The following is a 26,144-nucleotide window of genomic DNA, read 5'->3' on the forward strand; positions in this document are numbered from 1 at the left end:
CCCGTCAAGCTCTTCAGGCAAAACGGTGCTTATGTCCGATTTTTAAATCAAGCTCCGCAATAATCGGATTGAAGGCGTATGGAGACGATTGTTTGGCCGGTAAATGCTTGGGAATGCGGAATCTGCGCACCTGTCGCAGCGCGGCCCTGTGCCGGCCGATCGACTAATCCGATCAGGATCGCCATTGCCATTGTTGATCAGCCACTCGGTAACGATCTCGTGCCGAATGTCGTGTTTCGTATTCGTTTGAGGCGCGGTGGGTTAATTTCGGGCTGCAGTGTGCGCCGCAATGAATCGACGTATTACGTTGACTGCTGCCCGCAACTTTTCTGCGGCGGCTGCAGTTTCGTCGCGATACGGATGGTCCTCGCCAAGCAGTTTGACCCAGCGGATGTCGCCAACTTCGTGAAAGACCACCCGCCCGAGAAGATCGCGAGCGAACCGGGACATCGCACGGCGGTGGTTGGCGCGGATCAGGAGGTTCTCGAAGTGCCGGACCCGAGCGTGCGGTCCGGCATCGAATATGAAATGCACTCTCCGGCACTCTCCGCCTCCGTTCCCGAGAATTCTGTGTCCGCCCCCGATGGGTGTCGGGAAGGGTCGCAAAGGTTCGAGGAGCCAGCAGGGCTTTCTAGCTGAGCTGAAGGCAGCCGGGCAAGAACCTACGAAGGAGGCTGAGCGCTCATGCTTCCAAGACGCAGGCACAGCCGTGATTAAGCCTGTTACAGCGCCCGCGTCACTTGTCAAACTGACCAAGCTCTCTTGTGCGTGCTTTCGTCATCGATGTCATGCAACTAAAAAAAGATGTACCTGGCAGAACCCGGCCCTGGATCGTAGATGTAGCTATAGCAGTAGTTATCGCGGTATTGAACCCAAGCCGCTTGCGCTTTTAAGAACCTCGGTAGGGCAACCGGTTCATCATTCAGTTTCGCGTAATCGTTGTCGTCTTTCTTGATTTTGGCCGTAAGTGCTGCGAGTTGTTTGTTTAACTCTTCTGTGGAACGTTCGAATTCCCGGTGTTCGCGTTCCTCCATATCCTCGGCTGACGCTCCATCGCCTGTCTTGCACAAGTGGTCGATCTGCGCGCGTGTGTGCCTGTGAAAGTGGACAGCGGACGGTCGAAAGTCATGATAGTCGAACTCGCCGGAGTAGCGAGTCTTCGCAAACGCGATAACCGATACCACCAGCGACAGCGACGAGAGTGCTAGAAGGCTACGTTTCATGTTCGTCTGCAAATAAACGAAGCCCCGCCGAAGCGGGGCCACGGACCAGGCAATTGGTGATTAAGAAGCCGGTGTTTCAGTGCACACTCTCGGGTCCGCTGCATGTTTGAAGCCGCCAGGCGTAACTTCTGATTGGCCCTTTTCAGGTGGCGCTATAGTCACACTCTTGACGTGCTCCACGATTCGCACCGCTTTCGACAGGTTCCCGCCAACAGACCGACCATGTTTATCCAGAAAGGTGGCTTGTGTGTTCACCGTAAGGATAACGGGGTATTCGCCTTTGACGCTACGCCAGTTCGCCCACATGGAATATGGCCCAATCCTGGTACCACCTAGTGCCTTCGATTGAACGTTTCCTATCCGAGTCCCAATTGGGTCACTAACAATGTCAAAGCCACAAAAGACGAATTGTCTCAGTGTAGGGTTCTGATCCAATAACGGGACAATCGAAGAATTAAAGTCAACAGAACCAGTCCCGTCAAGGGAGAACGAAACAACCGGCCAAAGCAAAAAAAGCAGGAGCAATCGTTTCATGTCAAGTACCGAGAAATTTGACACGGGCGTTTTGAAGATCGCCGCCGGATGCTCGCCATGCCCTTGTGGCCGCACTTCCGGGACCGCTGAAATGATCAATGTGATTGCCCCGGATTCCGCCCCCCGTATCATCGATAACGTCGACTATGTTCGCGTCAACATGCACCCGATAAAACGCGTTCTTGAGTGGCCGGCCCGCACCATCTCTCAGCACGAACTGCTCATCGAAACGCTGCCGTGAGCGCCCGCGACAATCGCACGCCCATGCGTAGCTCAAGGCCTCGGCCATTTCGTAGTCGGTCGAATGTGACCGAAGCCTATCCTGCGGAAAGAATTCGCCGGTTTCGACGTTCAGAGCCATCGCGGACGGCATCGGCGAAAAGGTGGAGTACATTGAATACGTGATTCGGCAAAGAAGGCGCTCCTCTTTGTCTCCAGTGTCCTTGTTTTTCTGCGCCTCCATTCGACCTCTTCCTGTCCATCAGACGACACCCGACGAATTAACCATCCAAATCGTGTAATGGTCAACAGCATTAAATTGGGATAGAGCCGCTTCGACAAAAATTGGCGATGATTCCGGCCATCTCATTTTCAGGTGCACCTTTCCGGTTCTCGGCTCAGAAAAGATTGACGCGCTGGTAGTCCTCATCGATCTGGATCTTGACCTTGACCACGTTCCGATATTTTCATCTTTCCTCGACAGTTACAGTATGACTACACGACTACTGACCATGACTGTTCGGCTTGTCGCCTACGACGGGCAAGAGTTGGAAATATCGATAATTTTCATCGTAGGCACGTTCTCTCCGAAAGTTACAAGCCTCAGGCACTTATTATTTTTTGAATAATTGAAAATACACGATGGCCGATCTATCGCACAGCTTTCCACTTCCTTGATGCCATCTCGTACTAAAATATTTTCTATGCCAATATGTTCGCCCGGCATCGTCGATTGAACAGGATACCAACCCTTGTGAATTAAGAGATTTCTGGCGTGCAAAAAATTCATGGCGACTTTTACTTCTTCGGCATGAGCAATTAGGGAAGCCAACACTAAAATTCCTGCTGCAACTGGAACTTTAATCAATTGTTCCACCATATTTTTTTGTATGACGAAGAAAAAACCTCATAGGTGGCATAGGGCTGCTTATAGCGGCCCGGCAACCCTGTACCCTGCGGCAGAGCCGCCCATCTACGGGACGCGGCCGACAACGCAGTATTGATATCCCCCGATAGGATTGGGTCAATTACCCCGATTGAACGAAGAATCTCAACGGCGATAACATCTTGGGTATGAGGACTGAAGTCTCCCCCCTTTCAGCGTCACCAATTGCGTAAATAAAGGCTCTCACATTCGCATTTTTAAGATATTCCTCGTCTTCTTCGAGTCGCGTCTTTCGTCGTGACGCAACCTGAACCTGTTTCGCGTCGCTGTCAGCCGTATTCGTAGTCGTTCTTCGCGCGGCGTGGGCAAGATGCTTTCCTGAGGGGGATATTACAGTCTTAGGCACGTGCCGCCCCGTTGCAATCAGACGACACCCGACGACTTAACCATCCAGATCGGGTAACGGTCAACAGCATTAAATTGGGATAGAGCAGTTTTGACAAAAATTGACGATGATTCCGGGCATCTCACTTTCAACTGCATCTTTCCGGCTCCTGTATGAACTATCGCGCAACCTAGCGACCATGCGCATACCGAAGACACACATCCCCCTTATGCTTCGCAATGCCCGCACTCGTCGCGGCAAAGTCTTCGGAGAACGCTCGCAACGCGAAACAGGGCGCCGAGGTCGCGAGCAATGCATCGACCTGCGCGTACTGTTTATCGAACACCCAGGGCCGGCGCGCAAGCGTACGATCGTTGAGCCAGTAGGGACTCCAGTCCCGGGTCGTCTCGATGACCTCGCGCGCGAATTCCGGCCCATACTCGAGCGCGCCCTCGATCACCACATCGACATACGACTGGACGAGCGGAAACCTCGCGTCAGGCGCTGGAAGCCCTTCGCCCGGTGCCTTGCCTTCGGCCTTCGGCACGTAGACCCAGACGGTTCCCTTCGCCGGCAGCGGTTGCCATGACACGGACTCGATGAGCGCGCGCGGCACCTCGACGCGCACGTATCCCTTTTCGCGCTCGTCGAACGCGGACATGTCGTTGCCTGCAACGGGATAGATCACGCCGTTGATCGTCATCGGCGCCTCGCCGTCGAACGGCCGACGCAAACCGAGCGCCGTGAACCCTGAGCTCGCGCGGTCGCTCCAGCTGCGCACGTAGCCGAACGCCGCCGCGACGCGCACCGGAATCGCCGCCACCGGCTTGCCGGCCGTCGCGTTGCGCGATGACGTGTTGATGAGCGAGCCGTAACCGAAAATGAACTGTGTCGGCTGATCGGGGAGAGCCGTTCCCCAGAAGTCGGTGGTCTGCGCGTGCCCCACCGAGCCGACGAGCGCCAGTGCCACAACCCACGCCCGAATCTTTGTCATCGCCGACATCGTCAGATCTCCGTCCAATGCATTGCGGCAGATGATCGCCTTTACCGGGCCGCCCGGCAACTGCCCGCCTCAGGCGGCCCCAAGAACGGCAGATTCGCTCAGGTACCGTTCATCGACGAAGTTCCGTATCGACGGCGATCGCAATCCACATGGACATGGACCTCTATTCGTCCTTCACCTCGTTTTGCAAAGGCTCATTCTTCTCGAAGGCGGTAATGCTTTTCAGGGTGGTTTCGCAGATGGTCGTCAACGCCTCACGCGTCAAGTAGGCCTGATGCCCTGTGACGATCACATTGGGAAACGAGACGAGGCGCTGAAAGACGTCATCGCTGATGATGTCACTGGAGAGATCGCGGAAAAAGAGATCCGCCTCCTGTTCGTAGACATCGATGCCAAGCCCGCCGAGCTTTCCGGACTTCAGCGCTTCGATGACGGCTTCGGTATCGATCAGCCCGCCACGGCTTGTATTGATGAGTATTGCGCCCGGTTTCGCCCGCTCGAGCGTCTCCGAATTGATGATGTGGTATGTCGCGGGTGTGAGCGGGCAATGCAGCGAAATAATGTCGGCCATCTCGGCGATCTCGCCCGGCTTCGCATAGTCTAGACCGAGCGCTTTGAATTCCGCGGAGGGATAAGGATCGAAACCGATCACCTTGCAGCCGAAGCCGAGCATGATCTTCGCGAACACGCAGCCGATCTTGCCCGTGCCGACCACCGCGACCGTCTTGCCGCAAAGGTCGAAGCCGGTGAGGCCGTCGAGCGAAAAATTCGAATCGCGTGTGCGGTTGTACGCGCGGTGCACCTTGCGGTTGATTGCGAGCAGCAGCGCGACCGCGTGTTCCGCGACGGAGTTCGGCGAATACGTAACGACGCGCACCACCTTCAGGCCGAGCCTTGCCGCGGCTTTGAGGTCAACGTTGTTGAAGCCGGTGCAGCGCAATGCGAGCAGGCCGGTCCCGCCCTTGCGCAGCGCGTCTAGCACCTGCGCGTCCGCCCTGTCGTTGACGAAGATGCAGACCGCGCCGAAGCCCGCGGCGAGACCGACGGTGTCCATCTCCAGCAAGACATCGAAGTAATGCAGCTTGTGCTGCTCGGCCTTGTTGGCCTCGTCGAGATACTGGCGTTCATACCGCGTCGAGCTGAATATCGCCACGTCCATGATGTACTCCTCCGCAAGCTCGGTTTCGACTTCCGTTCGCGTGCCGCGCAGGCTCGTCTAGCTAGCGGCAATCGCTATGGCGATCTGCACGAACAGCACCTTGACGATGGTCATCGACGGAAAAATCATCGCGTACATGATGTCGGGCTGATCCGTCGGCGCGATGCGGTTGGCGAAGGCGAGAATCGCCGGATTGCCGGTCGCGCCGCAGATCACGCCGACCGACGTATCGAAAGACAGCCTGAAAACCCACAGGCAGCAGATCGCCGTGACGCCAACCAGCACCAGCACAGTGACCACACCAAAGAGCAGCAGCATCGGCCCGGCGGTGCCCACGGTCGTCACGAACTTCGGTCCGCACGAAATGCCGACCTGTCCAAGGAAAATCGTGAGCCCGAGATTGCGCAGGACGAGGTTCGCCGAAAGCGGCATCACCCACACGAACGGTCCGTTGCGGCGCGCCTTGCCGAGGCACAGAGCGACCAGCAGCAACGCCGCCAGACCCAGGCTGAACGCGCCGAGACCGGGCACGCGCAGCGGAATCGCGCCGACGAGCAGCCCGGCAGCCGCACCGATGCCAAGGCAGACGAAACTGAGGTCGGCCGTACCCTTGATCGAATCGCCGAAGAACGCGCGGACCGTCGCGTGGTGCGCGCGATTGACGAGTACGCCGACGCGGTCGCCCGCTTCGAGAACGAGGTCTGGCGTCGATTGCAGATCGGCGTCGCCGCGCCGCACGTGCGCGATCACGCAGTTCACGCCGTCCGGGAAGCGGAGATCGCCGAGCGCCATACCGACGACTGACGGATTCGACGCGAACACACGCAAATAGTCCAGGTCTTCCCGATGACTCGCGATGCGGCCGGGTTGCAGTTCGCCGCACAGCGCCGTTGCCTCGTCAAGTAGGCGGCGGTCGATAGCAGTGGCGAGAAGCACGTCGTCGGCGCGCAGCGTGAAGTCATCGGTGGGCAGCTGGTTGCGGTGCGCGCGCCGCACGGCCGCAATCGCCACGCCGGCAGGCAGGTGGCCCCGCAGCTCCGGCAGCCTGAGACCGAAGAGACTGGCATTGCGCAGCGCGATTTCCGCGGACTGCATCAACTTCGCATCAGGCTTGCGGATCTTGACTTTCAGAGCAGCGTTCAGCGCATAGAGGAACAGGATCGGCCCCGCCACGCCGAACGGATAGGCAACGCTATAGCCCACGGCGGCATCGTTGCTCTTCATCGACGCGATCGCAACCTGCAAGCTCGCCGTGCTGGTGCCGCTACCTGCGAACATCCCGAGCGCATCGGCTAGCGAGATGCCGGAATGAATGAAGGCGCACGCCACGAGACCTGAAACGATGACGCCGAGACATGCGGCCGCATTGGCCTTCATGCCCTCCCGGCTCGTGAGCCCGCGAAAAAATTGCGCGCCGTACTGAATGCCGATGCCATAAAGAAAGAGCAGCAGACCGAGCGTGCCGAGCAACGCCGGCGGCGCGGATTTCGGCGCGAACGCGCCGAGTGCCAGTCCGACGAACAGCACGGCCCCGGAGCCCAGAGCCACGCCCTTGATGTTGATTCCGCCGACCAGATAGCCAACCGCAATGGTTAGAAAGAGCGCGAACAGCGGCTGACTCTCGAGGAAAGCTCTGACTGCGTCCATGTCACCCCCTATGGGTGGCCGAATCAACGCCCTATCGCATTGCGCCCGCGAGGTTTCCCGCGCTGAGACCCACGATCAGATCAAGTGCGCCGTTCTTCAGCGCTTGTGTCGCGACCACACCTGACGCTTTCAGTGCGGCCGCGTCGATTCGCGATGCGTCCAACAACTCGACACGCAGCCGCGTGGCGGCCAGCGCGTCGAGCTTCCTGATGTTCGCCGCGCCGCCCAGCGCCGCACGAATCTTTTCCGCGCGCGCGATGTCTTGCGGGGAGTTTTGCGCTACGGCGTCGACAGCCGCCGGCGCCGTAGCGCCCGCCTCCGCCACGCCTGCCACGCCGGGCGCGCCGGTTGGCGGCAGATCCGCTTCGGCGCCCGCTGTCTTCAGATACTCCTGCATGTCGGTTTTCATGTTCTCCGACAACGGCCCGAAAATCGCCTGCACACCGTTGCCCACGCGCACCACACCCGCGGCGCCGAGCGCCTTGAGCTTATGTTCGTCGACGCGCGCCGGGTCTTTCACTGAAATGCGCAGCCGCGTGATGCACGCGTCGAGGCTCGTGAGATTGGAGCGGCCGCCAAAAGCGAGCACGAGTTCGCGCGAGCGGCCGCCTGCACCGCTCGCGGCAGCCGCCACCGCATCCGCCGTGTCGTCCTCGCGGCCGGGCGTCTTGAGGTTGAAGCGCGTGATCACGAAGCGGAACACCCCGTAATAGATCACCGCGTAGATCGGACCCAGAATGAACACATACCAGGCATGCGTGGCCTTGCCGCCGATCAGGTTGAACATCAGAAAGTCGATGCCGCCTTGCGAGAACGTGAAGCCCATGCGCATGCCGAGCGTGTTGGCCACGAACTGCGCCGACGCCGCGAGGCAGGCGTGAATGAGGTAAAGGACCGGCGCGACGAACAGGAACGCAAATTCGATAGGCTCTGTGATGCCGGTGAGGAAAGAAGTCAGCGCGGCCGAAACCATCATGCCGCCGACGGCCACCTTCTTCTCCGGCTTGGCGCAATGCCAGATCGCGATCGCGGCAGCCGGCAGGCCGAACATCTTGAACAGGAACGCGCCTGCAAGGATGCCGGCGGTTCGGTCGCCCGCGAAAAAACGGGTGATGTCACCGTGAACCGTATTGCCGGTCGTCGGATCGACAAAGCTGCCCATTTCGAAGAAGAACGGCACGTTCCAGATGTGGTGCAGGCCGAACGGAATCAGCAGGCGTTCGACGAAACCGTAGACGGTGGCGGCGGTGCGCGGATCGGAAACCGCTGCCCAATGCGAGAAGGTCTTGATCGCGCTGCCGATCGGCGGCCACACGAAGGACAGGATCGCACCGAGCACGATTGCGCCGATCGCCGTCACGATGGGCACGAAGCGCTTGCCGGCGAAGAAGCCGAGATACGGCGGCAACGTGATGCGGAAGTAGCGGTTGAACATCCAGGCCGCCAGACCGCCGGCGAGAATGCCGCCGAACACCCCGGTCTGGATCGACGGAATGCCCATGATCGGGTCGGTTTCGACGCCCTCTATCTTGGCAACCACACCCAACGTCGCCGTCATCACGAGAAACCCGATCGTTGCGGCGATGCCCGAGACGCCATCGTTCTCGGTGAAGCCGAGCGCGACGCCGATGGCGAAGATCAGCGGCAGGTTGGCGAAGATCACGTCGCCCGAGTTCTTCATCAGCGCGAGCACGACGGCCGGCACGTAACCGTGAAAGTCGGTCGAGCCGAGACCGAGCAGCAGGCCGGCCACGGGGAGCACGGCGACCGGCAGCATCAGCGATTTGCCGATTTTCTGGAGAACTCCGAAGGCATGCGAGAACATGGCTGGTCTCCTGTTGGTCCGCTCAATCGGCAAAGCGTGACAGATGCGCACGGACTTCGGCGGCAGTGCCAAGCCGCAGCACCTCGGCGGCGAGTTGGTTGGCTTCGTCGATCGTCACGCGTGCGAGCTGGGCCTTGATCGAACCGACCGCGGGAATGCTCACCGAAAGCTCGTCGATGCCAAGGCCCACGAGTACCGGCACGGCCATCGCATCCGAAGCGATGCCGCCGCATATGCCGACCCATTTGCCGTGCTGGTGCGCGCCATCGACCGTCATGCCGATCAGACGCAGCACCGCCGGGTGAAGTGCGTCGGCCTGCTTGGCGAGTTGCGGATGGCCGCGGTCCATCGCGAGCGTGTACTGCGTCAGGTCATTCGTGCCGATCGAGAAGAAATCGACTTCGCGTGCGAGCGGCTCGGCGATCAGCGCGGCGGCCGGAACCTCGATCATCACGCCCACCTTCACGCTCGCGGCCCGATCGCCGGCTTCCTCGAGCAGGATTTTGCGCGCCGCCTGTACTTCCTCGACCGTGGCGATCATCGGGAACATCACGTGCAGATTGCCGAGCGGCGCCGCGCGAAGGATCGCGCGCAGTTGCGTGCGGAAGATGTCGGGACGCTCCAGACTCACGCGCACGCCGCGCAGACCGAGAAACGGGTTGTCTTCCTTCGGCAGCGGCAGATACGAGAGCGGTTTGTCGCCGCCGACGTCGAGCGTGCGAACCACGAGCGGACGTTCGCGGCCGAGCGCAGTTGCGACGGCGCAATATTCTTCGGCCTGTTCGTCTTCGGATGGCGCGGTGTCTCGCGCGTCGAACAGGAACTCGGAGCGCAGCAGACCCACGCCTTCGGCGCCGGCCGCGACCGCGTCGCGCGCTTCCTGCGCATTGCGAATGTTCGCGACGACTTCGACCCGGCGGCCGTCGGCAGTCATCGCGAGCTTGCTCGCCGCGAGCTTTTCGTCTTCGCGTTTGGTGGCCTGGCGTCTGATGCGTTCGCGCGCCTTCTCGAGTTCGTCGGCGCTCGGGTTGCGCCGCAAGCTGCCGCGCGAACCGTCGAGCACGACCGGCGTGCCATCGGCGAGTTGCAGGGCGCGGGCGTCGATACCGCAAATCGCAGGAATCCCAAGCGAGCGCGCAAGGATCGCGACGTGGCTCGTCGCGCCGCCGGTCGTCGTGCAAAAGCCGAGCACCTTGCTGCGATCGAGCGATGTGGTGTCGGACGGCGAGAGTTCCTCGGCTATCAGAATCGACTCGTCCGGCACGTCGATCGGCGCCTGCTTCGCGCCGGCGAGCAGCGCGAGCACACGACGGCCGACGTCGCGGATATCGCCGGCGCGTTCGCGCAACAGCGGGTTGTCGAGCTTTTCGAGCATGCTCGCCTGCTTCTGGAACCCATCGCGCCACGCGAAGCCGGCGCTCTTGCCTGCGCTGATGCTGCCGATCACGGCGTCGTTCAGGTCGGGATCGTCCAGCAGTTCGAGATGCGCGTCAAGAATCTGCGCCTTCGACGGATCGGCGAGCGTCGCCTTGAGCGCCTCAATCTGCTGGCGGGCCTGATGCCGGGCCGCTTCGAGTTGCGCGCGTTCGCGTTGCGGCGACTCGCCCGCTTCGTCCACCGCGATCACCTGCTGGCGGAACTGCACGATCTTGCCGACCGAAAGCCCGGGCGAAGCGGATACGCCGAGGTATTCGTCGGCATCGGCGGGAGCGGCCTGGTTTGTCGCCGGCACCGGCGCAGCGGGTGCAGCGGGTGCAGCGGGTGCAGCGGGTGCGGCGGGCGCAGGTGCCGCAGCCGGCGCGGGCGCCGGTGCGTCGCCGGGCTTTTCGCCCGAGCCCTCGGCCAGCAGACGCGCGATGCTCCTTGCCGCCTCCGCCGCGTCGGGACCGCGGGCCTCGACACGCAGCTTGTCGCCAAACTTCGTTGCGAGTCCCATGATCGCGACGACGGACTTCGCATTTGCGCTATCGCCGCCGCGCACGAGCCGAATCTCCGACTTGTATTTCTTTGCTTCGGCTGCGGCTAGCGCAGCGGGCCGCGCATGCAGTCCCGCCGGATTCGGCAGTGTGATCTCGTCGGAGAGGATGGCGCCCGCGTGGCCGGCCGTATCCTTGTCCTCCATGCCGACCACCAGTTCGACGTACAGCGCGACGTCGGTGCCGGCGACGACGAGACCGTGCGCCGGAACGTAGCGCGTGACCAGCTCGCCATTGGCGATCACCATTTGCGTGAGCAGGCTGAGTGCCTTTGCGCCGACCAGAATCGGGTCGAAGCGGATCAGCGGCGTACCCGCCGCGACGGCGTCGCCTTGCTTGACCAGCGGCGTGAAGCCCTCGCCGCGCAGCAACACCGTGTCGAGCCCGATGTGCAGCAGCACTTGCAGGCCGTTGTCGCCGGTGATCGTGATGGCGTGGCTGGAGCTATGGAGTTGAGTCACCTCGCCGGCAAGCGGCGACAGCAGTTCATCCGAAGTCGGATCAATCGACACGCCATCGCCGACCATCTTCTGGGCGAAGACTGGATCGGGCACGCTGTCGAGAGGCACCAGTACGCCCGAGAGTGGCGCCATCAACTCGACGCGCAGGGGACGCTGAGGAGCTTGCATCGCCAGGACTCCTTATATTGATGCTCGCGCCGTTCACCGGCATGCGAGCGGCGCACATCACCAACGCGTCGGTAACAGAGACCTGATTTCATGATTGCGGAAGCGGTACGCCAGCATTTGAATCAGCCACATCTAGCCACTTCGCATACTGCTTGAAGATCGAGTCCACCCCTTGCGCGAACGCCTTACGGGTGAACGAAGAAACGTCAGGCGCGCCGCGACGGTGCTGTTTGGCTTTGCCGGGACGCCTCGCGCCTGTGAGTGCCCGCTTGCACCGTGGGTCCGGAGAAATGACCTTAAACGCGTTCTGCAACTGAGCATATGTTACTGCGCGCAGATTGCAAGACGAGACGATCTCGCACATGGGTTCGTGAATTTTTCGGTTTCCCAGCCGGAGATGAGCCAGGTCTCCTGTTGAGTGATCCGAATCGGATCGTTTGATTTCTGTTTTATTCGTTTAGCGAAAGGTGACGCAGCTTCGCGTTCCGAATCTCGCTCGAACGGTCTCGCGATTGAATGCGCGGCGACGCGGGTTAGCGCGGTGGCGACAGGCGTCTGAAACGCTTCCATAGTTTTGTCAAAGTCCGATGATCCGACGCGACACGAGAAGCCAGAAAGCCTCGCACGAAGGCCCCGCCCGACACCGACTCAGGGGACGTTCGCGACAGCCCCGTCAGAAGCTGATCGGCGACGACGGCGTCGTTGCGCCAGCCCAGATCATCCTGAAGCGCGCTCAGCGCGTCGACATAATGGCTGACGGCCCGCCTCGGGAACAGTGACGCGAAGAACTCGGTGGCGTAGCGAACTTTCTTTGCTGCGATGCGGGCGCGATGACGAAGATGGTCGTCGAGATCGGCCAGGCCCTTGCCGCGTTTGATCAGCTTCCTGTGCCGGCGGCGCAGAACATCCGCGGCGAACTGCTTCACTGGAGCGCCGATCGCTTCGCGCTGTTCGTCGGACATGCCGTCTCGCCAGCCCTTCCGGTTCAACCAGAGCGCGAGCTGGAGCGCGAGCCGCGTGTAGCGGACCGACTCGACCGCCGCAGCGGCGCGCTGGCGGTTGTCGACGGCATGCTTTTCACACGCCTGCCTGACGGGCAGGATCTCAGGCGCATTGCCATTGATGTCGGCATGATCGAGCGTCGATCCCGCCAGCACTTCCCAATCGCGCGCTGCGCCCAGTTCCGAGGCAATCCAGCGCAATTCCTCGTCAAGGCGAGAAGAGGCGGGAATGAGCCTGGCGAAGAGGTCGAAGGCCGAACGCAAACGTCGAAGCCCCACGCGCATCTGATGAACGCTCGACGGATCGTGGCCGGACACCACGCCGCGTTCGTTGGCGTGAACCTGATCCAGACACTTGCGCGCGATAGTGGAGAACGCGTCTTCGACGGAAGCGCGTTTGTCCAGTTGCACGGGTTGCGCCTTGACCGCCTTGCTTTGCCCGGTTTCAAGCAGTGCGTATCCGAGATCGGCCTTGCTGAGATGATCGATGCGCAGCGGCACGGCTTCGAGCAGTTCGAGCGCCACGTTGTACAGGCTTTCCGGCTCTCCCTGCTTCAGTTCCAGCTCCACCGCCGCGATGGACACCGAACCCGTCTTCGCGTCGACCGTCCCCTCGTCGAGCGCGATCTCGAGTTCGTCACCGGACGGTGTGCGCAGAGGAAAGACCGATCGATTGATTCGCGTGACGAACACGGGTTCCAGTTGCGCGGCAATGGTCTCGTCGCGAATCAGCTTGCCGCAGCCGGTGTCTTCGGGAATCTGATCGTACAGTCGCGTGAGATCGGGGACGTCGCTCTCGATTGGCACCTCGAACTCGTCCCTGTCGAAAAGTCCCGCATGCACCGCCCCCTCCAGCTTCAACGTCTGCACTCTGTCGTTGCCGACGGTACGCACCCGCAGCGAAGCCTCGTTCTCACGAAATGCGAGCCCGGGCGTGTCGAAATACGTGCTCGTCAGCAATTGAGGAGCCTTGGCCGCGCTGTTCGCTGTCGCGAGCAGAGGCGCGCGACGCAATGCGTCAAGATCTTCTTTCGCGACTCGCAGCTTTAGCTCCCGCTCCATAAGGATCCCCGTGTAGGCTGAGAACCATCACACTCCATCAGATCCGCGCGACTGCCGGCCATATGCATTTGCCCGTGAGGCAAGGCGCGCAATCATTCGCTCAGCCATCGCGCGGTCGATGACTGCGAAAGAGCGGCTGGCGCGCTCATAGGCATACATGTCGCCAGTCGCAATGTCGAACCACCAGCCGCTCAGCACCAGCGCCCCGGCTGCGACCTGCTGCCGGACGATCGGGTATGTCATCAGATGCTCGATCTGCACAAGCACGTTGAGTTGCGACAATTGATCGTGCGGCTTCAGAGTTTCGTCGAGCGGGCCTTCGTGTTCGAGGCGAAACGCTGCGTTGTTGGCGTGGTACAGCCATTTATCGAGGTTCGGCGTTTTCAGCTTGGCTTTGCGCGTATACACCGCCTTCATCGCACCGCACTCGGAATGCCCGCACACGACGATATTCGCGACCTTCAACACCAGCACCGCGTATTCGATCGCGCTTGCCTCGGAAAGATCGCCGGTCGAGACTCCCTCCGCAGTCGCCGGTGGTATCAGGTTGCCGACGTTGCGCATCGTGAACAGGTCGCCCGGATGGGTCGAGGCAAGCAGGTCCGGCACGACACGGCTGTCCGAACATGTGATGAAAAGAGCATCCGGTGTCTGCGCGAGCGCCAGTTCGCTGAACTTTCGCACATATTGCGGCAGCATTTTCTCGCGGAATTCGACGATGCCCATGATCAGTTTGCGCATGTTCTTGTCTCCGGACGGTCAGGGGGCCGCTCCACGATCGAAGTATTATCTGAATACTATGCGGCCATCGGCCAAATTCGAATGTCTCCTTTCACACTAGTCGGAAGTCTCCATACCGGCATCGGGCGGAGCACGAGCGGGAGTACGAAATGGACGATCTCTATGACCTTCAGCGTTTTGTCGATGCCCAGGATCCAGTGTATGCCCAGGTATGCGACGAATTGAGGCACGGACGTAAGCGAAGCCATTGGATGTGGTTCGTGTTTCCTCAGCTACAGGGGCTCGGAACCAGCGCAATGGCGCAGCGTTTCGCGCTTGCCTCGCTGGCCGAGGCGCAAGCCTATCTGCGCCACCCGATACTCGCTCCGCGGCTGCGCGAAACGACGCAATTGGTCAACCTTGTCAGCGACCGCTCCATCGAGGAGATTTTCGGGTATCCGGATAACCTCAAGTTTCGCTCGTCGGTCAGCCTGTTCGCGCGCGCCACCGACGACAACGACGTATTCGTCGAGGCCTTGCGCAAGTATTTCGGCGGACAAGCCGATCCGCGAACACTTCAGTTGCTCCAGGCCGCTTGAGGTTGCGAACCGGCGCGCGCGGCGCAGCGAACCGCGCAATTCCGGCCCCGGTGCAGTATGTCGTCACTGCCCTCTCACGTCGGCCTCACGGGACCGGTAGAGCAACAGGTGATCGGTACCCGACTCGGACAGCCACACCTCGCCCGGACGGCCCATCATCTCACGCACGTTGGCGTGATCGCGCGGCAGCGGCAACACGTCGAACCGCTCGGTACGGGGGTCAAAGCGCACTAGCGCGTTCGCGCTCCATTCACTGAGCCAGACGATATCCCGGTCGTCGACGAATATCGCGTACGCGTGCGGATCGTTGCCGGGCAGTCGCCATTCGCGCCATCGATGCGTGGCGGGATCGAATACACCGACCTTTCCCGCGTTCCACTCGCTGACCCAGACGCGCCCGCTGGAATCGGCCCAGACGCGGCGCGCGCCCTGCTTTGCGGTCGGCGGCTCGATGACCTGCGCCGCACCCGTCGCGGGATCGATGCGACCAAGATAACTCCCCGCCAGCGACGCGAAATACAGCTCCCCGGAGCGGGTCACGCAGATACCGTAGGCTCCGGGGCCGCGTGGCGCATCAAAGACACGCATTCGGCCTTGCTCGGGATCGAGCTCGCCGTAGATGCCGCTTTGCCCGGTAAACCACAGATGCCCCTGCTTGTCGAACACGGCGGTGTTTAGATTGGCGTCTGGCCGATCCTTGGGCAGCGGAAAACGCGTGACGGCGAGCGTCTTCGGATCGACACGCACAATCGCGTTCAGGCCGCCGTCAGTGACCCAAGCCGCGCTATCGGGGCCGACGATCACACCATGCGGGGACGATCCGGCGCCGAGCGCGATCCTGTCGATTTTGCCGCTGCGCGGGTCCAGCCGCCCGAGCGCTCCCTGCGCCTGCGCGGTGTACCACACGGTGCCGTCATGCGCCGGCGCGACGTCATGCGGCGCACTGCCGGAGGGAACGGCGAAGCTCTCGAACGACGGCGGCTGTGTTTGTGCATGCGCGAGGCCGATGTTGCCGGTAGTCATCGCGTAACCCAGGGCGTATATAGCCAGGGCAATCAGAAACCCGACAGTCCAGCGCCGCATGGTCGTATGTATCAAGCAAGAAGACTAACGTGCCGCGTTCCTGCGCTCGCGGGCCGGTTGCTTCGCCGCTCAAGTCTAAACCCGTGCAGGCGGGAGCGCCTCGCTCGAATACGAATGGCTTACGCACCATCGAACTTGTGCTGCGATGACTCCGCGATCGCATCCCGCCTTTATGCCTGGCACGCGTCGCGCGAATCAGACGGGCGTGTAGATCGAGAGTTTCAACGACGGATCGTCGTTGGCCTGAAACGTGGCGTATTCGTAGCGTTGCGCACCGCGCCGAGGATGCGTGAGTAGCTTCTGCCCGGATGCGCCTCCCCGCACGTCGTGCGCAACCCACCAACTGGCGAACTCCGGACTGCACGCACGCAGGCGCTCCACCAGCTCAATGAACGACGGGTCGCCTGCAAAGAGATCATGCGTGGCACGAAAGAGCGCGATCATGCGGCGCGCTTCGGTCTCCCAGGTGGAGCCGAACAGCCGTTTGGTCTCCGGTTCGATGAACATGAAAACGAGGATGTTGCGGTCCGCCTCGGTCAGGCGATCGAATCCGAGCAGATCGGCTGCCGCCCGGTTCCACGCCAGGATGTCCCAGCGCCGGCCGGTCACGTAGGCCGGCAGCGAGAGGTCCGACACGATGCGCGCAATGGCCGGCGGGACGCTCTCGGGAACAAACGCGCGGTGATCGTGGCTGCGCGCGAGCGCCCGCAGATGCGCGGCTTCTGCTTTGCCGAGCCGCAGGGCGCGAGCCAGCGCGTCGAGGGTGGCGTCGGAGGGACTGACCGTTCGCCCCTGCTCGAGCCGCACGTACCAGTCCACGCCGATGCCCGCCAGTTCGGCAACTTCTTCACGCCGCAGACCCGGCGTACGACGGCGCCGGCCACTTCTGAGCTGCCCGGCTGCCGGAATCAGTTTCTCCCGGCGCGAACGCAGGAAATCGCCGAATTCAGTGTGTCTCGATGCCGGCATGGTCGTCCTTGCAAGGAGGTATCGATGAATCCTGGGATAGTGCCAGGCCTTGTTGCCAATTCTAGGCTCGCCAGAATGACCCCGTCAGCCCCATCCTTGACGGAGAACGACGATGAAAGCCGCAGTCCTGAATTCGCTTGGCCAACCGCTGGCGATTACGCAGATGCCGAATCCGGAACTCGGCACGGGCGAGGTGATCGTGGATGTCGCCGCCGCGCCGGTGCTGTCGTACGCCAACGAAGTGTTCAATGGCGAGCGCCGCTATCCGATCGAGTTGCCCATCGTGCCCGGCTGCGGCGCGATCGGCCGCGTGAGGGCGAGCGGTCCGGACGCGACCCATCTGAAGGCGGGCGATTGGGTGTTTTGCGACCCGACCGTGCGCTCGCGCGACGACGCCTTGATGCCCGATATTGCGCTGCAGGGATGGAGCTCACGTGGCGAGGGCGGCTTGCGTCTGCAACGGCACTTTCACGACGGCCCGTTCGCCGAACAGGTGCGCGTGCCGACCGAGAACGCGATTCGGATCGGAGAGATCGAGCCTGGCGAGGCCGCGCGGTGGTGCGCGCTCAACGTCATGCTGGTGCCCTATGGCGGGCTGCTTTGCGCCGCGCTGCGGGCCGGCGAGACGCTGCTCGTCAGCGGTGCCACCGGCAACTTCGGTAGCGCCTGCGTGGCTGTCGCTCTTGCGATGGGCGCGCGCTGTGTAATTGCGCCAGGACGCAATGGGGAAGCACTCGACGATCTGAAACAGCGGTTCGGCGAGCGCGTGCGGCCGGTCGAACTGTCGGGTGATGAACAGTCGGACCGCGAACGGATGCAACGAGCGGCCCCTTGTCCGATCGATTGCGTAATCGATCTGTTGCCGCCCTCGGCGCCTGCTACGGCCGTACGCGCCGCGGTCATGGCCGTGCGCCCGTATGGGCGCGTCGTTTTGATGGGCGGGGTGGGGATGCTGGGCGGCGCGGGGCTCGACCTGCCCTATCCGTGGATCATGCGCAACGACATCACGATACGCGGCAAATGGATGTATCCGACCGAGGCCGTGACGCTCATGACGGGTCTGATCCGCTCGGGATTGCTCGATCCCGGCCATTTCGACATCAAGACGTTCCCGCTCGACGAAGCCAACGAAGCGGTATCCCACGCGGCTGCGAACGGCGGGCCATTCAGAATGACCGTGATCCAGCCTTAGCCCGCGATTCAGCCCGCGTCTAGTCTAGCCAATTGAATGTCTAATGCTGATGACGATGGTGAATATCCGGGAAATGCGCATGCGAATGCGTGATGGGCAGATGGACGTGGGGATGCGTGTGAGGCTCGTCACCGTGATATGGGAAATCATGTTCGTGCTGGTGGTGTTCGTCATGCCGGTGCCGGTGCGAGTGCTCCATCAGTTCGTGCCTATGCTCATGCTCGTGCCGCTCGCGTACATGAAGCCAGATGCCGAGGGCCATCAGCGCCGCGGCGATCCAGAAGATGACGGACGGCCGCTCCGGCCAGATCAGCAGCGAAATGGCGACGCCAAACAACGGCGCAACCGAGAAGTAGGCGCCGGTCCGTGCCGTTCCAAGCTGACGCAGTGCGACGACGAATAGCACAAGGCTCACTCCGTAGCCGGCAAGCCCCGTGAGCATGGCAGCACCGACCGTGATGGCCGGCGGCAGTGATGCGCCGGTCGCGATCGCGATTGCAAGATTCACGGGACCGGCGATCAGACCTTTCAGGCAGGCGATCACCATTGCGTCGTTCGCGGACACCTTGCGCGTGAGATTGTTGTCGACCGCCCAGCACAGACATGCTCCGACGATGAGCAGCGCACCGGCAGGCACGCCCGCTTCTCCGGGTGTCCAGGACAACATCACGCCTGCGGCGACGATCGCAACCATGCCGAGAAACACTTGCAGGTCGACGTTCTCCCGGAACACCACCCACGCAATGACGGCAGTCAGCACGCCTTCCAGATTCAGCAGCAGCGAACTCGTAGCGGCCGGGGTGCTCGACAACCCCAGCATCAGCAATGCCGGTCCGGCGACACCTCCGGCGACGATCGCGCCCGCAAGCCACGGCAACTCCTCTGCGCGAATTCGGTGCTCAATGGGGGCTTGCGCCGGCGGCCGCCGCATCCGGCGGGTGATGATGCCGATGCCGAGGCCCACGCCGCTTCCGAGGTAGAACAAACCCGCGACCATGAACGGTGACATCGCGCCGAGCAGGGCTTTGGCCAGGGGCGTCGCGGCACCGAACAGCGCCGCGGCCGTGAGGGCGGTCAATACCGCGTTAAGTCTTGAGTTCATGGTTCGGCCGAGGTTGGACAAGCGCGAGAGGAAGGCCACAATCGCCCTACCCGCCCCTCACTCATCCGCCAAAAAACTCGGATGACTGGTCCTGATCTGATCGATCTGGCTCAGCGTTCCCGACAAATGCTTGCGCAGCGCCGCCTGCGCGGCCTCCACATCGCCCTTGCCGATCGCATCGACGATCTCGGTATGATCTCGCACCACGGCCATCGTCTTGCCCTCCACCGGCAAATGAAGGCGCCGCAGCCGGTCGATATGTCCGCTCAGCCTGCGCACCAGATCCCATAGCTGCGGCACACCAGCCGCCTCGTACATCTGCCGATGAAACGTCTGATCGAGCAGCGAGAACTGCTCGTAATTCTTCAGGTCGAGCAGTTCCGTTTGCCCCGCAATCGTGGCGCGCAACCGGGCGATCAGCGCCGCGTCGCGCTGCTCCGCGAGCGTGCGGACCACTTCCAGTTCGATCGAGCGGCGCAGGAAATGCGCTTGCAGCGCCGACGTCACGTTGATCTGGCTAACGACCGTCGCATGCTGCGGATAGATGTCGACGAGACCTTCCTCGCCGAGCTTCATCAGCGCGTCGCGCACCGGCGTCTGGCTCAAGCCGTACTGGTTCGCCAGTTCGGTGCGCGAGAGCACCGTGCCCGGCGTCAGTTCGAGGGAAAGGATCATTTCGCGCAGTCGTTCGAATACTTGCGGCGCGGCGTGGCGGGAGCGGTCGAGCCGCCTCACCACCGACGAGGTAGCGTGGTTTTTCATGGCAGAAGCTGAAGCATGGAAGCAGGCGGAGCGGGCGTGGCCGCCCGCTGAGGCACTAGTACTATAGCCGACGCCCACCCCTTCGAGCGGCCTTCCGTGGGCTATTCCGCGAAACATGGAGATGAGTATTAACCCCACTAACGCACTAATATATTAGTGCTTTACTATCTGCGCCATCGTATTTACCCTGTCCTCTTGCCGATTGCCATCATGACTCGCGACATCACCATCACCCAGGTGCGCATCACCCCGATCGCCTTCCGCGACGGCCCGCTGCTCAATGCCGCCGGCATCCACGAACCGTGGGCGCTGCGCGCCATCGTCGAGCTGGAGACGAGCGACGGCCGCGTCGGCATCTCCGAGACCTACGGCGACGAACCGATGCTGCGCGTGCTCGAACAGGCGAAGTCGCTGGTGCTCGGCCTGTCGCCGTTCGACCTCAATCGCATGGAAGAGCGCGTGCGGGCCACCATCAAGGCGAGCCCGGGCGCGGTCGAATTCGAGCTCGCGCCCGGTTCGCATTCGGCCAAGAACGCGCCGAAGGTCATCAGCACGCTCGAAGTCGCGATGCTCGATCTGCAAGGGCAGATCGTCGGCGCGCCGATCGTCGACCTGCTCGGCGGCAAGGTGCGCGACGCGGTGCCCTACAGCGCCTATCTGTTCTTCAAATACGCCGAGCACGTCGACAAGCCGTACGCGCCCGATGCATGGGGCGAGGGCCTGAGCCCGGAGCAGATCGTCGCGCAGGCGCGCCGGATGATCGAGCTGTACGGCTTCCAGAGCATCAAGCTGAAGGGCGGCGTGTTCGAACCCGCGCACGAGATCGCGTGCATGCGTGCGCTGCATCAAGCGTTTCCCGGCGTGCCGCTGCGCCTCGATCCGAACGCCAACTGGACGCTCGAAACCAGCATCGCGGCCGCCCCGGAACTCGACGAGCTGCTCGAGTACTACGAAGATCCCTGTCCGGGTCTCGAAGGGATGGCCGAACTGGCGAAGCGCACGCGCTTGCCGCTCGCCACCAACATGGTCATCACGACGATGGAAGATTTCCGGCGCGGCGCCGAGATGGGTTCGGTGAAGGTGCTGCTCTCGGACCATCACTACTGGGGCGGCCTGCGCGCCACGCAGACGCTCGCCCGCATGTGCAAGCTGTGGGATCTCGGCATGTCGATGCACTCGAACTCGCACCTCGGCATCAGCCTGATGGCGATGACGCACGTCGCGGCGAGCATCTCCAACCTGACCTACGCGTGCGACACGCACTACCCGTGGCAGGAAGAAGAAGTGATCAAGGGCGGCCGCGTGAAGTTCGACAAGGGTTCGGTGCGCGTGCCCACTGCGCCGGGCCTCGGCGTCGAACTCGACCGCGAGCGGCTGGCCGAACTGCATGCGCAGTATCTGTCATGCGGCGTGCGCAATCGCGATGACCTCACGCAAATGCGCAAGTACGACCCGGGCTTCACCGGCAAGAACCCGCGCTTTTAATCCGCGCTTCGGATGCGTGCTTCCGGTTCGCGGCGATGCCGGCGGTTGATCTCGCCGAACCGTATCGACACCATTTCCAAAAAAAACTTCAGGAGACTCGATGAAAACGATAGACGCCACGACGGCCGCCGCACGCTCGGCCGTCGGTCGATACCGATGGACCATTTGCGCGATGATTTTCGCCGCGACGACGATCAACTACATGGATCGTCAGATGCTCGGGCTGCTCGCGCCGCTGCTGCAAAAGGATATCGGCTGGAATCAGGTGCAGTACGCGCAGACCGTGATGGTGTTTACGGTCACCTATGCGGTGGGTCTCGCCATCTTCGGCCGGATCGCGGACCGCTTCAGCACGAAGAAGGTCTACGGCAGCGCGATGGCGATGTGGAGTCTCGCGGCGATGCTGCATGCGGTGGCATCGACCGTGCCCGGCTTCGCGGCGGTGCGCGGTCTGCTCGGTTTTGGCGAAGCGGCCAATTTTCCGGTTGCGATCCGCACCACCGCCACGTGGTTTCCGAAGAAGGAACGCGCGTTGGCGACGGGCTTCTGGAACATGGGCGCGACGATCGGCGGCATCGTCGCGCCGGCCTTCGTGCCGATCGCCGCGCTCATGTGGGGCTGGCGCGCGACGTTCATCGTGGGCGGCGCGACCGGTTTCGTCTGGCTCGCCGTCTGGATGCTCGTCTATCGGCAGCCTTCGCAGCATCCGTCCGTGACGAAGGAAGAGCTCGACTACATCAATGCGGATCGCGAAGAAGTCGCCGAACAGAAAGTCAGCTGGTTGTCGGTGCTCAAATACCGTGAGACGTGGGCGTTCGTCTTCGGCAAGCTGCTGACCGATCCGGTCTGGTGGTTCTATCTGTTCTGGCTGCCCAAGTGGCTCAATGAATCGCGCCATATCGACATCGGCAAGATGGGCCTGCCGCTGATCGCCATCTATACGATGGCATCGGTTGGCAGCGTGGCGGGCGGCTGGCTGTCGTCGCGCCTGATGGCGCGCACCAACAAGCCGAACTATGCGCGCAAGCTCACGATGCTCGTTTGTGCGTTGTGCGTCGTGCCGATCGCCACCCTGTCGTATTTCCAGAGCCTGTGGTACGCGGTGTTCGCGGTGGGTCTCGCCGCGGCGGCGCACCAGGGATGGTCGGCGAACCTCGTCACGACGGTCGGCGACGTGTTTCCAAAGCGGCTGGTCGGCACGGTCATCGGGATCGGCGGCGTGGCGGGCATGATCGGGTCGTTCTTCTACTCCGGCGTGATCGGCGAGACCTTGCAGCGCACCGGGCAGTATTGGGCGCTCTTTACTGTCGGCGCATCGGCGTATCTGGTGGCGTTGGGCATCATTCATCTGCTGATGCCGCGCATGACCGCGGTGAAGCTGCGCGACTGAAGTTCACCATCGGTCGATCGCGCAGGCCGCTAATTCAAGGGCGGCGCACCACCGGGCTGCGGCCAGCCATCGTCGCCGACGAGCGGCACGAAGCGCACCTCAGCCAACGCCTGTTCGTCGTAGTCGTGTTCGCCGCGCCGCACGATCTTGACGAGCCGCTGATGGCTCAGGCTGCTGCCGACCGGCATCACGAGCCGCCCGCCCGGCGCCAGTTGCGCGCGCAGCGCCTGCGGCACATGCGGTCCGCCCGCCGCCGCGATGATCGCGTCATACGGCGCATGCGCGGCAAAACCCACGGTGCCGTCGCCGACGTGCACTTCGACGTTCTCGTAGCCGAGCCGCTGCAAGCGCTCGCGGGCGTCCTCGGCGAGGCTCGGGTCGCGTTCGATCGAATCCACCCGGCCCGCGATCTCCGCTGCGATCGCGGCCGCGTAGCCGGAGCCCGTGCCGATGTCGAGCACGTGATTGCCAGGCTGCAGTTCGGCGGCTGCCAGCATCCTGGCGACGATGAACGGCTGCGATATCGACTGCTCGCCGCCGATCGGCAGCGGCGTATCGTCATACGCGAAATCACGCAGATCGGCCGGCACGAATGCTTCGCGCGGCACGCGCCGCATCGCGGCGATCACGTACTCGTCACGCACGCCGCGACGCACGATCTGTCGCTCGACCATCCATGCGCGCGCTTCGTTGAAATCGCCCATCGCCGCCTCCTCGCGAGCGCAGCAGCCCGCGCGACACCCATTGGGGCAGCGCCGCGCGCGGGTTCGCCGTCTTCCACGCTTCAGCAACGAGCATACCGCCGGCCAGCATCCGCGGCGAGTCTTCGTTAGCCAGTCGCCATGGGGCAGACCGGCTACCCCGGCGTGCGAGAAAGGACCGCCGGCCCGCTCGCGTTTTACTGAACCTGGCTGCGCAGCGTCTTCGCGGCAGCGACCATGTTCGAAAGCGCGGGAATGACTTCAGCCCATTGTCGCGTCTTCAGACCGCAATCCGGATTCACCCACAAGCGCTGCGCCGGAATGCGCTCCGCCGCCTTCTGCATCAGTTGGACGATGTGCTGCTGCGTCGGAATGTTCGGCGAGTGGATGTCGTAGACGCCCGGGCCGATCTCGTTCGGATAGTTGAAGTTGTCGAAGGCTTCGAGCAGCTCCATGTCCGAGCGCGAGGTTTCGATCGTGATGACGTCCGCGTCCATATCGGCGATCGACGCGATGATGTCGTTGAACTCTGAATAGCACATATGCGTGTGGATTTGCGTTTCGTCCTGCACGCCGTTCGCGGCGATACGAAACGATTCCACCGCCCAGCGCAGGTACTCGCCCCACTGCGCCCGGCGCAGCGGCAGACCTTCGCGCAGCGCGGCTTCGTCGATCTGCACGACCTGCACACCGGCCTTTTCCAGGTCGAGCACTTCTTCGCGGATCGCCAGTGCAAGCTGGTAGCACGACACCACACGCGGCTGGTCGTCGCGCACGAACGACCAGTTCAGGATCGTCACGGGACCCGTCAACATACCCTTCATCGGCTTGTTCGTCAGCGACTGCGCGTAGCTGATCCACTCGAGCGTCATCGCCCTCGGGCGGCTGATGTCGCCGAACAGGACAGGCGGCTTCACGCAGCGCGAGCCGTACGACTGCACCCAGCCGAACCGGCTGAACGCGTATCCGTCGAGCTGCTCGCCGAAGTATTCGACCATGTCGTTGCGTTCGGCTTCACCGTGCACGAGCACGTCGAGGCCCAGCGCTTCCTGCTCGCGCACGCTGCGCTCGATTTCCTTGCGCATGGCGTCCTGATAAGCGGCCTGATCGAGCGCGCCGCTCCTGAACTGGCTGCGTGCGTGACGGATCTCCGGCGTTTGCGGGAACGAGCCGATCGTCGTGGTCGGGTACGCGGGGAGCTGCAACAGCGCGGCCTGCTTCCTGGCGCGTTCGGCGTAGGCGTGCTGGCGCTTGCCGAGCTTCGCGTCGATGCGCGCCAGCGCAGCCTTCACCGCCGGGTTGTTCACGCGCGGCGAGTTGCGCCGGGCGGCAAGCGCGGCGGCGTTCGCCGCGAGTTCATGCGCGACCTTCTCGCGGCCGCCGTTCAGCGCGACGGCGAGCACCCTCAGTTCGTCGAGCTTTTGCAGCGCGAAGGCAAGCCATGAGCGAATCTCTGGATCGAGCTTGTCTTCGCTCGCGAGATCGACCGGCACGTGCAGCAACGAGCAAGACGGAGCGAGCCACAGACGATCGCCCAGTTGCCGCGCGAGCGGCGCGAGCCATTCGAGCGCGGCATTCAGATCGGTCTTCCAGATGTTGCGGCCGTTGATCGCGCCGACCGACAGCACGCTGTGCGCGGGTAGCCTTTGCGCGGCCAGTGCGACTTCGTCACGCGCGTTGATCGCGTCGATGTGCAAACCGTCCACGGGCAGGCTGCAAGCAAGCTCAAGGTTCTCTTTCAGCTGGCCGAAGTAGGTCGTCAGCAGCAGCTTGACGCCCCGTTCCTCGAAGCCCTGATACGCGCTCACGAATGCATCGCGCCATGCCGGATCCAGTTCGGTGACGAGCACCGGTTCATCGATCTGCACCCACTCGACGTCCATCACCTTGAAATAGTCGAGCAACGCGCGATACACCGGCATCAGACGCGGCAGCAGCGCGAGCTTGTCCGCGAGTGTGCCAAACCCGTCCTTCGCCTTGCCGAGCCACAGATACGTGATCGGTCCGATGATCACCGGCTTCGCCCTCACGCCCTGCTCGCGCGCTTCGCGCAGTTGTTCGAGAAAGCCTGACGGGTCGAGATTGAACGTCGTTTCGGCGGTGAATTCAGGGACGATGTAGTGGTAGTTGGTATCGAACCACTTCGTCATTTCGCCGGCCGCGACGCCGCCGCAGCACGCGGCACGCTCTTCGGCGCCCTGCGCCGAGCGGCCGCGCGCGACGCGGAAGTAGTTGTCGAGCTTGTCGCCGTGAAAGCCCCGCACGCGTGCCGGCAGATTGCCGAGCGTGAAGCTCATGTCGAGCACCTGGTCGTAGAACGCGAAATCGCCGACCGGCGCGAGGTCGAGTTCGCGCTGGTCGTTCCAGTGACGCGCGCGCAACTGCTTGCCGAGCGCCTTCAGTTCGTCGCGCGACGATTCTCCCTTCCAGTAGCGTTCCAGGCCGAACTTGAGTTCGCGTTGTGCGCCGATGCGCGGGAAGCCGAGATTGTGTGTCGTGACCATGGATGCTGCCTTCCAATTGAAATTGCACTAAATGCGAGAACTGGCAGCGATGATAGGGTTTTCATTCCATGAATAAAAATGGCATTAT

At 62.4% G+C, this 26,144-nt stretch carries 21 protein-coding genes; 5 read left to right on the forward strand and 16 right to left on the reverse strand.

Annotation, left to right across the window (positions count from 1 at the left end):
• Window positions 1-78 precede the first annotated feature (78 nt).
• Entirely contained in the window at window positions 79-639 is a 561-nt protein-coding gene (locus tag LJ655_RS10995; RefSeq protein ID WP_230561269.1) for a hypothetical protein, read from the forward strand.
• A 155-nt stretch (window positions 640-794) separates the two neighbouring features.
• Here LJ655_RS10995 and LJ655_RS11000 read toward each other — a convergent pair whose 3' ends face one another.
• The 10 genes from LJ655_RS11000 to LJ655_RS11045 form a co-directional block, all read right to left on the reverse strand.
• Window positions 795-1,223: a lysozyme inhibitor LprI family protein gene (locus tag LJ655_RS11000; RefSeq protein ID WP_230561270.1), complete on the reverse strand. Its 429-nt coding sequence runs from the start codon at window positions 1,221-1,223 to the stop codon at window positions 795-797.
• A 535-nt stretch (window positions 1,224-1,758) separates the two neighbouring features.
• Complete coding sequence (locus tag LJ655_RS11005) at window positions 1,759-2,220, reverse strand: RlpA-like double-psi beta-barrel domain-containing protein (RefSeq protein WP_230561271.1); 462 nt, start codon at window positions 2,218-2,220, stop codon at window positions 1,759-1,761.
• 288 nt (window positions 2,221-2,508) lie between these two features.
• On the reverse strand, window positions 2,509-2,856 hold the full coding sequence (locus LJ655_RS11010; RefSeq protein WP_230561272.1) for a hypothetical protein: 348 nt from the start codon (window positions 2,854-2,856) through the stop codon (window positions 2,509-2,511).
• Window positions 2,857-3,437: 581 nt separating this feature from the next.
• The gene (locus LJ655_RS11015) at window positions 3,438-4,250 is read right to left on the reverse strand and encodes a gamma-glutamylcyclotransferase family protein (RefSeq protein ID WP_230561273.1); all 813 of its coding nucleotides are present in this window, start codon (window positions 4,248-4,250) and stop codon (window positions 3,438-3,440) included.
• A gap of 163 nt (window positions 4,251-4,413) precedes the next feature.
• Entirely contained in the window at window positions 4,414-5,409 is a 996-nt protein-coding gene (locus LJ655_RS11020; protein ID WP_230561274.1) for a 2-hydroxyacid dehydrogenase, read from the reverse strand.
• Between the two features lie 57 nt (window positions 5,410-5,466).
• Window positions 5,467-7,056, reverse strand: a complete 1,590-nt coding sequence (locus tag LJ655_RS11025; protein ID WP_230561275.1) for an aspartate-alanine antiporter-like transporter — start codon at window positions 7,054-7,056, stop codon at window positions 5,467-5,469.
• Window positions 7,057-7,087: 31 nt separating this feature from the next.
• A complete protein-coding gene (gene ptsG / locus LJ655_RS11030; protein ID WP_230561276.1) occupies window positions 7,088-8,881 on the reverse strand; it encodes a PTS glucose transporter subunit IIBC in 1,794 nt (597 codons plus the stop codon).
• 22 nt (window positions 8,882-8,903) lie between these two features.
• Window positions 8,904-11,486, reverse strand: a complete 2,583-nt coding sequence (gene ptsP / locus LJ655_RS11035; RefSeq protein ID WP_230561277.1) for a phosphoenolpyruvate--protein phosphotransferase — start codon at window positions 11,484-11,486, stop codon at window positions 8,904-8,906.
• A 533-nt stretch (window positions 11,487-12,019) separates the two neighbouring features.
• On the reverse strand, window positions 12,020-13,549 hold the full coding sequence (locus LJ655_RS11040) for a CYTH and CHAD domain-containing protein (RefSeq protein ID WP_230561278.1): 1,530 nt from the start codon (window positions 13,547-13,549) through the stop codon (window positions 12,020-12,022).
• 27 nt (window positions 13,550-13,576) lie between these two features.
• Window positions 13,577-14,290 (reverse strand): carbonic anhydrase, encoded by a 714-nt coding sequence (locus LJ655_RS11045; protein ID WP_230561279.1) that lies wholly within the window; start codon window positions 14,288-14,290, stop codon window positions 13,577-13,579.
• A gap of 149 nt (window positions 14,291-14,439) precedes the next feature.
• Between LJ655_RS11045 and LJ655_RS11050 the strand changes: the two genes are divergently transcribed.
• The gene (locus tag LJ655_RS11050) at window positions 14,440-14,868 is read left to right on the forward strand and encodes a DUF1810 domain-containing protein (protein ID WP_230561280.1); all 429 of its coding nucleotides are present in this window, start codon (window positions 14,440-14,442) and stop codon (window positions 14,866-14,868) included.
• A gap of 63 nt (window positions 14,869-14,931) precedes the next feature.
• On the opposite strand, the gene LJ655_RS11055 is transcribed toward LJ655_RS11050, so the two are convergent.
• Window positions 14,932-15,891: a Vgb family protein gene (locus tag LJ655_RS11055; RefSeq protein ID WP_230561281.1), complete on the reverse strand. Its 960-nt coding sequence runs from the start codon at window positions 15,889-15,891 to the stop codon at window positions 14,932-14,934.
• A 255-nt stretch (window positions 15,892-16,146) separates the two neighbouring features.
• Complete coding sequence (locus LJ655_RS11060) at window positions 16,147-16,920, reverse strand: helix-turn-helix transcriptional regulator (RefSeq protein ID WP_230561282.1); 774 nt, start codon at window positions 16,918-16,920, stop codon at window positions 16,147-16,149.
• Window positions 16,921-17,032: 112 nt separating this feature from the next.
• Between LJ655_RS11060 and LJ655_RS11065 the strand changes: the two genes are divergently transcribed.
• Window positions 17,033-18,112, forward strand: a complete 1,080-nt coding sequence (locus tag LJ655_RS11065; RefSeq protein ID WP_230561283.1) for an alcohol dehydrogenase catalytic domain-containing protein — start codon at window positions 17,033-17,035, stop codon at window positions 18,110-18,112.
• Between the two features lie 40 nt (window positions 18,113-18,152).
• Here the strand turns inward: LJ655_RS11065 and LJ655_RS11070 are convergent, their stop codons facing one another.
• On the reverse strand, window positions 18,153-19,214 hold the full coding sequence (locus LJ655_RS11070) for a DMT family transporter (RefSeq protein ID WP_230561284.1): 1,062 nt from the start codon (window positions 19,212-19,214) through the stop codon (window positions 18,153-18,155).
• A gap of 57 nt (window positions 19,215-19,271) precedes the next feature.
• Window positions 19,272-19,976 carry a GntR family transcriptional regulator gene (locus LJ655_RS11075; protein ID WP_230561285.1) on the reverse strand — a complete coding sequence of 235 codons (705 nt, stop codon included), beginning with the start codon at window positions 19,974-19,976 and terminating at the stop codon, window positions 19,272-19,274.
• Between the two features lie 210 nt (window positions 19,977-20,186).
• Here LJ655_RS11075 and LJ655_RS11080 point away from each other — a divergent pair, with 210 nt between their 5' ends.
• Together LJ655_RS11080 and LJ655_RS11085 are read left to right on the forward strand one after the other, a co-directional pair.
• Complete coding sequence (locus LJ655_RS11080; RefSeq protein ID WP_230561286.1) at window positions 20,187-21,461, forward strand: glucarate dehydratase family protein; 1,275 nt, start codon at window positions 20,187-20,189, stop codon at window positions 21,459-21,461.
• 100 nt (window positions 21,462-21,561) lie between these two features.
• Window positions 21,562-22,851, forward strand: a complete 1,290-nt coding sequence (locus LJ655_RS11085; protein WP_230561287.1) for an MFS transporter — start codon at window positions 21,562-21,564, stop codon at window positions 22,849-22,851.
• Between the two features lie 29 nt (window positions 22,852-22,880).
• Here LJ655_RS11085 and LJ655_RS11090 read toward each other — a convergent pair whose 3' ends face one another.
• Entirely contained in the window at window positions 22,881-23,555 is a 675-nt protein-coding gene (locus tag LJ655_RS11090) for a protein-L-isoaspartate(D-aspartate) O-methyltransferase (RefSeq protein WP_230561288.1), read from the reverse strand.
• Window positions 23,556-23,749: 194 nt separating this feature from the next.
• On the reverse strand, window positions 23,750-26,056 hold the full coding sequence (gene metE / locus LJ655_RS11095) for a 5-methyltetrahydropteroyltriglutamate--homocysteine S-methyltransferase (RefSeq protein ID WP_230561289.1): 2,307 nt from the start codon (window positions 26,054-26,056) through the stop codon (window positions 23,750-23,752).
• Window positions 26,057-26,144: the final 88 nt, after the last annotated feature.

This window comes from Paraburkholderia translucens (assembly GCF_020881035.1).
In the GTDB taxonomy this organism is placed as follows: domain Bacteria; phylum Pseudomonadota; class Gammaproteobacteria; order Burkholderiales; family Burkholderiaceae; genus Paraburkholderia; species Paraburkholderia translucens.